This is a genomic window from Herpetosiphonaceae bacterium, from assembly GCA_036374795.1.
Classification (GTDB): domain Bacteria; phylum Chloroflexota; class Chloroflexia; order Chloroflexales; family Kallotenuaceae; genus LB3-1.
The window spans coordinates 21,318-28,490 of the sequence record DASUTC010000166.1 but is presented as its reverse complement, the minus strand read 5'-3'; the positions used below and the strand labels follow the sequence as shown (position 1 = coordinate 28,490).

General features: G+C 60.7%; 5 protein-coding genes, 1 tRNA gene and 2 rRNA genes. 4 read left to right on the top strand and 4 right to left on the bottom strand.

Annotation, left to right across the window (positions count from 1 at the left end; translation table 11 throughout):
* Positions 1–1,063: ribosomal RNA gene (locus VFZ66_12005) — 23S ribosomal RNA — on the top strand; the annotation flags it as partial.
* A gap of 92 nt (positions 1,064–1,155) precedes the next feature.
* Positions 1,156–1,270, top strand: a 5S ribosomal RNA gene (gene rrf / locus VFZ66_12000).
* Between the two features lie 55 nt (positions 1,271–1,325).
* Here rrf and VFZ66_11995 read toward each other — a convergent pair.
* The 3 genes from VFZ66_11995 to VFZ66_11985 form a co-directional block, all read right to left on the bottom strand.
* Complete coding sequence (locus tag VFZ66_11995) at positions 1,326–2,186, bottom strand: alpha/beta fold hydrolase (GenBank protein HEX6289909.1); 861 nt, start codon at positions 2,184–2,186, stop codon at positions 1,326–1,328.
* A gap of 28 nt (positions 2,187–2,214) precedes the next feature.
* Positions 2,215–2,532, bottom strand: a complete 318-nt coding sequence (locus VFZ66_11990) for a metalloregulator ArsR/SmtB family transcription factor (protein ID HEX6289908.1) — start codon at positions 2,530–2,532, stop codon at positions 2,215–2,217.
* Positions 2,533–2,645: 113 nt separating this feature from the next.
* Positions 2,646–4,283 (bottom strand): DEAD/DEAH box helicase, encoded by a 1,638-nt coding sequence (locus tag VFZ66_11985; protein ID HEX6289907.1) that lies wholly within the window; start codon positions 4,281–4,283, stop codon positions 2,646–2,648.
* A gap of 137 nt (positions 4,284–4,420) precedes the next feature.
* Here VFZ66_11985 and VFZ66_11980 point away from each other — a divergent pair, with 137 nt between their 5' ends.
* On the top strand, positions 4,421–5,713 hold the full coding sequence (locus tag VFZ66_11980) for an adenylosuccinate synthase (GenBank protein HEX6289906.1): 1,293 nt from the start codon (positions 4,421–4,423) through the stop codon (positions 5,711–5,713).
* Positions 5,714–5,774: 61 nt separating this feature from the next.
* On the opposite strand, the gene VFZ66_11975 is transcribed toward VFZ66_11980, so the two are convergent.
* Positions 5,775–5,848 (bottom strand) — tRNA-Cys (locus VFZ66_11975).
* Between the two features lie 111 nt (positions 5,849–5,959).
* On the opposite strand from VFZ66_11975, the gene VFZ66_11970 reads away from it, so the two are divergent.
* Complete coding sequence (locus tag VFZ66_11970; protein ID HEX6289905.1) at positions 5,960–7,147, top strand: alpha/beta fold hydrolase; 1,188 nt, start codon at positions 5,960–5,962, stop codon at positions 7,145–7,147.
* Positions 7,148–7,173: the final 26 nt, after the last annotated feature.

Sequence of the window (7,173 nt, the reverse complement as noted above, 5' to 3'; positions counted from 1 at the left end):
GGTGATGCCTGCCCAGTGCTGGAAGGTTAAGGGGAGGGGTTAGCGCTCCGAACCGAAGCCCCAGTAAACGGCGGCCGTAACTATAACGGTCCTAAGGTAGCGAAATTCCTTGTCGGGTAAGTTCCGACCCGCACGAAAGGCATAACGACGTGGGCACTGTCTCGACCGGGGGCTCGGTGAAATTGAAATGGCGGTGAAGATGCCGTCAACCCACACCCGGACAAAAAGACCCCGTGGAGCTTTACTCTAGCTTGCCAGTGGGTATGCCGTGTGGCTGCGTAGGATAGGTGGGAGCCGGAGAAGGCGCGCTTGCGGGCGCGCTGGAGGCGCCGGTGAAATACCACTCTGCCGCATGGTGTACTCTCACCGCACGTAACCGCGTGTGGAACCCTGGCTGGTGGGGAGTTTGACTGGGGCGGTCGCCTCCCAAAAGGTAACGGAGGCGCCCAATGGTTCCCTCAGGGTGGATGGCAACCACCTGGGGCGTGCAACGGCACAAGGGAGCTTGACTGCAAGGCAGACTGGCCGCGCAGGTGCGAAAGCAGGGCGTAGTGATCCTACGGTGGCAGGTGGAAGCGCCGTAGCGTACCGGATAAAAGCTACCCCGGGGATAACAGGCTGATCCTGCCCAAGAGTTCAGATCGACGGCAGGGTTTGGCACCTCGATGTCGGCTCGTCGCATCCTGGGGCTGGAGTCGGTCCCAAGGGTTGGGCTGTTCGCCCATGAAAGCGGCACGCGAGCTGGGTTCAGAACGTCGTGAGACAGTTCGGTCTCTATCCGGTGTGGGCGAGTAGGTGATTGCGTGGGGCTGGCCCTAGTACGAGAGGACCGGGCTGGACGACCCGCTGGTGGAGCAGGTGTGTGGCGACATGCAGCTTGCGTAGCTACGGTCGGAAGGGCGAAGCGCTGAATGCATCTAAGTGCGAACCCCGCCACAAGACGAGTCACCTCGCAGCAATTGGCTGGTAAGCGCGCGGCAAGACGAGCCGCTAGGACAGGTGCGCCGTGGACGCCCGGCGACGGGTGGAGCGGACGCGCACTGACGCGCGAGGGCTTGCCTGGTCCCTGGAATCTTCGACAGCTATCTCGTGGTTATGTCATTATTTGTCGGCATACGTGCCTGATTTGTTTTGTTACGATGGCTTGAACAATTTGGGTGTGTGTGGAGCGCCACGGACCCACCCCGTCCCATCCCGAACCGGGCCGTGAAACGTGGCAGCGCCGCGGGTACTGGGGCCTCGGCTCTGGGAGACAAGGTCCATGCACCCTGACCAAAGTAAACAGCAGAGCCGAGCTTCAAGCTCGGCTCTGCTGTTTTAAGCTATTAGCCCAGCAAAAAATCCAGCATATAGCCATTCACCAGGTCAGGACGATCCTGCTGTACCCAATGGCTTGCATCTGGAATGAAATGCAGCGTTAGCTGTGGCACGTAGTGTCTCAGACGATCGTTGAGCTCCTTGCCGAGCGCCGTATCTTGCTCGCCCCAGACGACCATAACCGGCATCCGTGCCACAGGGTCGAGATCCGCTGTAAAGCCCAGCGTCCCGCCCCGCATCATCGCCCGATAGTAATTAAGCGCGCTGGTCAGCGCCCCCGGCTTCGCGATTGCTCGTTTGTACTCGGCGATCACCTCGGCAGGAAACTGCTCCTTGTGAACCGCCATCCCGCGAAAAGCACCGTCGATCATGCGGTAGTTGTTTGCGCGAATGGTGGCTTCGGGAAGCCAGGGCAACTGGAAGAACAGCATATACCAACTGCGTACCATCTGGCGCGGATTGGTAAGCACGTGCTGGACAAACAAACGCGGGTGCGGAATGTTCAGGGCGATCAACTTCTCGACGAGATCTGGCCGTGATAGGGCAGTAGCCCACGCAACCAGACCGCCCCAGTCGTGGCCTGCAATGATCGCTCGCTCTTGATCGAACGAGCGGATCAACTGTATAACATCTTCGACGAGCACCGGGACGCTGTAATCGGCGATCCGTGGAGGCTTATCGCTTTCGTTGTAGCCGCGTAGGTCGGGGGCGACGACCGTAAAATGCTCTGCTAGCACGGGGATCTGGTGTCGCCACGAGTACCAGAACTCAGGAAAACCATGAAGGAGGATCAGCAGCGGGCCGCTGCCTGCAACTGCGCAGTGGAGTCGTATGCCATTAACGCTGCGCCACTCGTGATGAATGTTCAAACGCGGCTCCTTCTGAATGCGACGCTGCTTATTGAGTCTCAGGCTGCTCCGATCGTGATGTTAGCTGCCCCAACTGCTCGTAGAGCCAGGCGATATGCTCTTGATCGATCCAGTAGCACGTGGCCGGGCCATCTTGCTCTGCAATCAGGATATGAGCGCGCCGCAGCGTCGCGAGATGCTGCGAAACCGTCGCCTGGGCGCGGTCGAAGCGCACGACCAGATCATTGCAGATACATCGCGGATTATTGGCGATGTAGCGAGTGATTGCAAGGCGCGTAGGATTACCGAGCGCGTGGAGCATCGCGGCAAGCTGCTCATCTTCGGGCGTAGGGGCCATATTTTCCATAAGATCTGCCTACCCGCCTTAAATGACACGTCCCATGTAACTCAGGTTGGACCCTAAGCACATGGGACGAAAACAATCGGCGTACGGATCAACCTATGCGCTTATTGTACGACCTATCTTCGCGGTTTGGCAACGCTAGGCGCAATCTTACGGCCACGAATAGTTGTGCGCTTGAGGGCACGGGTAACGCGCTCGGCATGATTGCTCGGCACCTCGACGAACGAGAAGCGCTCGAAGAGTTCGATCGCGCCGATCGAGCGTCCGGGGATGCCCGCCTCGTTGGCGATAGCGCCTACAATATCTGCGGGTCGTACACCATCGTCGCGGCCAACGTCGATATAGAGCCGCGTCATGCCCCGCTCCGGCCCGAAGCTGCGGTCGCGCCGCTGCCGCCGCCGTCCGTCGCGCTCGTCCTCGATCTGCTCAAGCTCCTCCTGAGCCAGCTTGTCCTCATCCTGATTCGGCGAATCGCCCAGCAGCAGCTTGAACGCCGCCGCCGCCAGATCAGTCGGGCTGTACTCCTCGCCGAGGTCTTCCGCCATGATCATAAACGGCTCCAGGCCGCCCTGCGCGATAGTCTCACGCAGCGTTTCTTTGAACGACTCACGGCGACGCGCGACGACATCGGCGATCGTCGGCAGGCGCATGCGCTGAATCTCGGCGCTGGTGGTACGCTCGATGATCCGTAGCAGCCGCCGCTCGCGAGGCGTCACCAGCGTGACCGCAGTGCCCGTGCGTCCAGCGCGGCCTGTGCGTCCGATGCGATGGACGTAGATTTCGGGATCGAGCGGAATATCGTAGTTGATCACATGCGAGACGTGCTCTACGTCCAGGCCGCGCGCCGCTACGTCGGTAGCTACCAGCAGCTCGACCTGTCCGCTACGGAAGCGGCCCATCACCCGATCGCGCTGAACCTGGCTCAGGTCGCCGTGGAGCGTCTCGGCTGGAAACGCCCGCGCGATCAAGCGCTCGCCCAAGGAATCGACCTCGCTCTTGGTACGGCAAAAGATGATCGCCGAGGTCGGCCTTTCAAAATCTAAGATACGTCCCAGCACCTCGAATTTATCGCGCCCGCCTACCTCATAATAGACTTGCCGGACCTGTGGCACCGTCATCTGCTCGGCATGGACGGTGATGCGCTGCGGATCGTGCATATAGCGCTTGGCGAGGTTGGCGATCGGCACGGGCATCGTGGCCGAGAAGAGCGCGGTCTGACGATCCTCGGGCGTCTCCTGCAAGATCGCCTCGATGTCCTCGATAAAGCCCATATCGAGCATCTCGTCGGCCTCGTCGAGCACAACCGTGCGCACACGATCGAGCTTGAGCGTGCCGCGCCGAATATGATCGAGCAGCCGTCCGGGCGTGCCGACGACAACCTGCACGCCACGATCAAGGGCGCGTAGCTGGCGCTCGATCGGCTGACCGCCATAGACCGGCAGGATCGAAATGCGCTGGTTTTTGCCATACGAATGGAATGCCTCTGCAACCTGGACCGCCAGCTCACGTGTCGGCGTGAGCACAAGTGCCTGGGGCGTGCGAACGTCCGCGACAAGCCTTTCGATGATCGGCAGCGCAAACGCGGCTGTCTTGCCTGTGCCGGTCTGGGCCTGCGCGATCACGTCCACACCTTCGAGCATGCGGCTGATCGTGCGCGCCTGGATCGGCGTTGGCTCCTCGTAGCCCAGCTCGCTGATCGCCTTGAGCGTCGGCTCGCTCAGCCCTAAATCTTCAAAACGAATCATTTCATCCATGTTTGTACACCTCTGCGGCCTCTGCCGCTGTCGCTGATCTCCGTAGCCTGTGGATCGGGTATGCTATACTACCCCCGGTTTCCAAGGCCCGCACCTATCTTCGTGCGTGTGCTTAATACATAATAGGATGTTTCCATATGTCTGTTGTTGCCGTTATTGGTGGGCAGTGGGGCGACGAAGGAAAAGGTCGCATCGTCGATCTGCTCGCGCAACAATCTCACATGGTTATCCGCTACAGTGGCGGAAATAACGCCGGTCATACCGTTATCAACGATCGCGGCACCTTCAAGCTGCACCTGGTACCGGCTGGGATCTTCAATCCAGAAACCGTCAATATCATTGGAACCGGCGTCGTCGTCGATCCGGCGGCGCTGCTGGAAGAGATGGGAACGCTGGCCGCTGCCGGTGTCACATTCGATAACTTGTTTATTAGCGATCGAGCCCATGTTATTATGCCGTACCACCTGGAGCAAGATCGCATCCAAGAATCGCTGCGCGGCGATGGTCGTATCGGGACAACCGGGCGCGGCGTCGGGCCGGCCTACACCGACAAAATGGAGCGCATCGGTATCCGCATGGGCGATCTCCTGAACGAGCAGACGCTGCTCCAGCGCGTGACAGGCGCGCTCGATTTTAAGAACCGTATGCTTCAAGTGTACGGCGGCCAGCCCCAACCGCTGGAACCGATGTATGAAAAGCTGCTCGACTATGGTCGCGCGCTGCGCAACCACATCGCCGTAACGCATCGGCTTGTGCAGCAGGCTATGCGCCGTGGCGATCGGATCCTGCTCGAAGGCGCGCAGGCCTCGCTGCTAGATGTCGACTGGGGCACCTATCCCTACGTCACGTCGTCCGCGCCGGGTGCCGCAGGCGCGTGCCAGGGCGCCGGGATCGGGCCGCGCCAGGTGAGCGCAATTCTCGGCGTGTTCAAAGCCTACGCCACCCGCGTCGGCGGCGGGCCGTTTCCCACCGAGCTGCACGACGAGACTGGGCAGCTTTTGCGCGAGCGCGGCCACGAGTACGGCACCACCACAGGCCGTCCTCGGCGCTGCGGCTGGTTCGACGCCGTCGCGGCGCGCTATGTCGTCGAGCTGAACGGCATCGACTACCTGACGATTACCAAGCTCGACGTGCTGGATGAGCTTCCAAGCCTGCGCATCTGCACCGGCTACCGGCTGAACGGCACGACGATCGACTATATGCCGAGCAGCGCCGCAGAGCTGAGCCAGGTCGAGCCGATCTACGAGGATCTGCCGGGCTGGCAGGCCAGCACCGAGGACGCGCGCTCCTTCGACGATCTGCCGCCCAGCGCGCAGCGCTATCTGGCGCGGCTGGAAGAGCTGACCGGCGCAACGATCGCGCTGATCTCAGTCGGCCCGGCACGCGGCGCGAGCATCGATCGCATCCCGACACATTCGCTTTTCGCGTAGTCACATCAAAACACATAGAAACGGCTGTGGTTTGCGCACCACAGCCGTTTCGCATATTCATTGGAGGCGACGACGGGATTCGAACCCGTGATGGAGGTTTTGCAGACCTCTGCCTTACCACTTGGCTACGTCGCCGGACTTACGCCCGCGCGAATGCTTCGATATTGTACCATAAGCTGCCAAACCAAGCAACGCGCGATCCGGCTCTGAGCGCCGAGGCGCTTCGGTTGTAAAAAATGGTATGGTATGATTGAAAGAGCGCTGCTCACTCCGGCGCTCGATCAGATCCGCCTGAAGCAGGCCCAACCTCGTGTATCCTCGTATAAGGAGGCTGAATTGCTCGACCACAACTCACCCGCTCCGCTGGTCATCGTCGCTCTTGTGATCCTCACGCTGATTCTGGTTGGTTGTACTTCCTCCGTCCCGCGCGCGGAGGCTCCCACATCGTCGGAGCGGCCCGTGGCCCTGGCAAGCTCATCGGCGTCGACCGCCCCAACGTCCGAGGCCGCAACGCAGAGCGCTGTGAATGATACCGCAGCCCCAATCATCGTCACGCCCACGCCCGATAACTGGAACTACGAAGAGATGCTGCGGCTGTTCGACTACGATCAGCAAGCGCCGCTTGATCTTCAGGAGAAGAGCAGCAAAGAATCGGCGGGCGTGATGGTCCACGATATTTCCTACGCCAGTCCTAAGGGCGGTCGGGTGACAGGCTACCTGCTCGTGCCGCCGGGTTCGGGGCCGTTTGCCGGTGTGATCATGCAGCATGGGCTGCCCGGCAGCCGCGACTCGATGCGGAGCTATGCCGAGGAGATCGCCAAGAGCGGCGCGGTGGCGCTGCTGATCGACGCGCCCTTTGCTCGCCGTCAGAATGGACAGCCCGCGCGCGGCTTTATCACCTTTACGGAGCAGGATCGCGATGAGCAGATCCAGTACATGATCGATCTGCGGCGCGGCGTCGATGTGCTCTCGTCACGCGATGATGTCGATCCCAACCGGATCGGATATATCGGCTATAGCTACGGCGCGGCGATGGGCGGCCTGCTGGCGGGCATCGAGAAGCGGATTAAGGCGTATGTGCTGATGGCTGGCGACGGCGGATTAGTCGAGCATTATGAGATTCCGACTGCCGGGAACGATATTTCAGGCGAAGTGTCTGAGGCTAAGTTTGAGCGCTGGAAAACAGCCATGCGACCGATCGAGCCGATCCGCTTCGTGGCCCATGCCGCTCCCTCGGCGCTGCTCTACCAGAACGCGCGCAGCGACGGGATGGTATCGCAGGAGGCTGCGCGGCGCTACCACGAGGCGGGCAGCGAGCCGAAGGAGATCAAATGGTACAACACTGGTCACGGCCTGAATAGCCAGGCGTTCCGCGATCAGGTCGAATTTCTGCATACGTACATCGGGATTGATCCGCAGAAGTTCAAGTGGTGAGGAAGAGAAGAACCAAGAACGAAGAA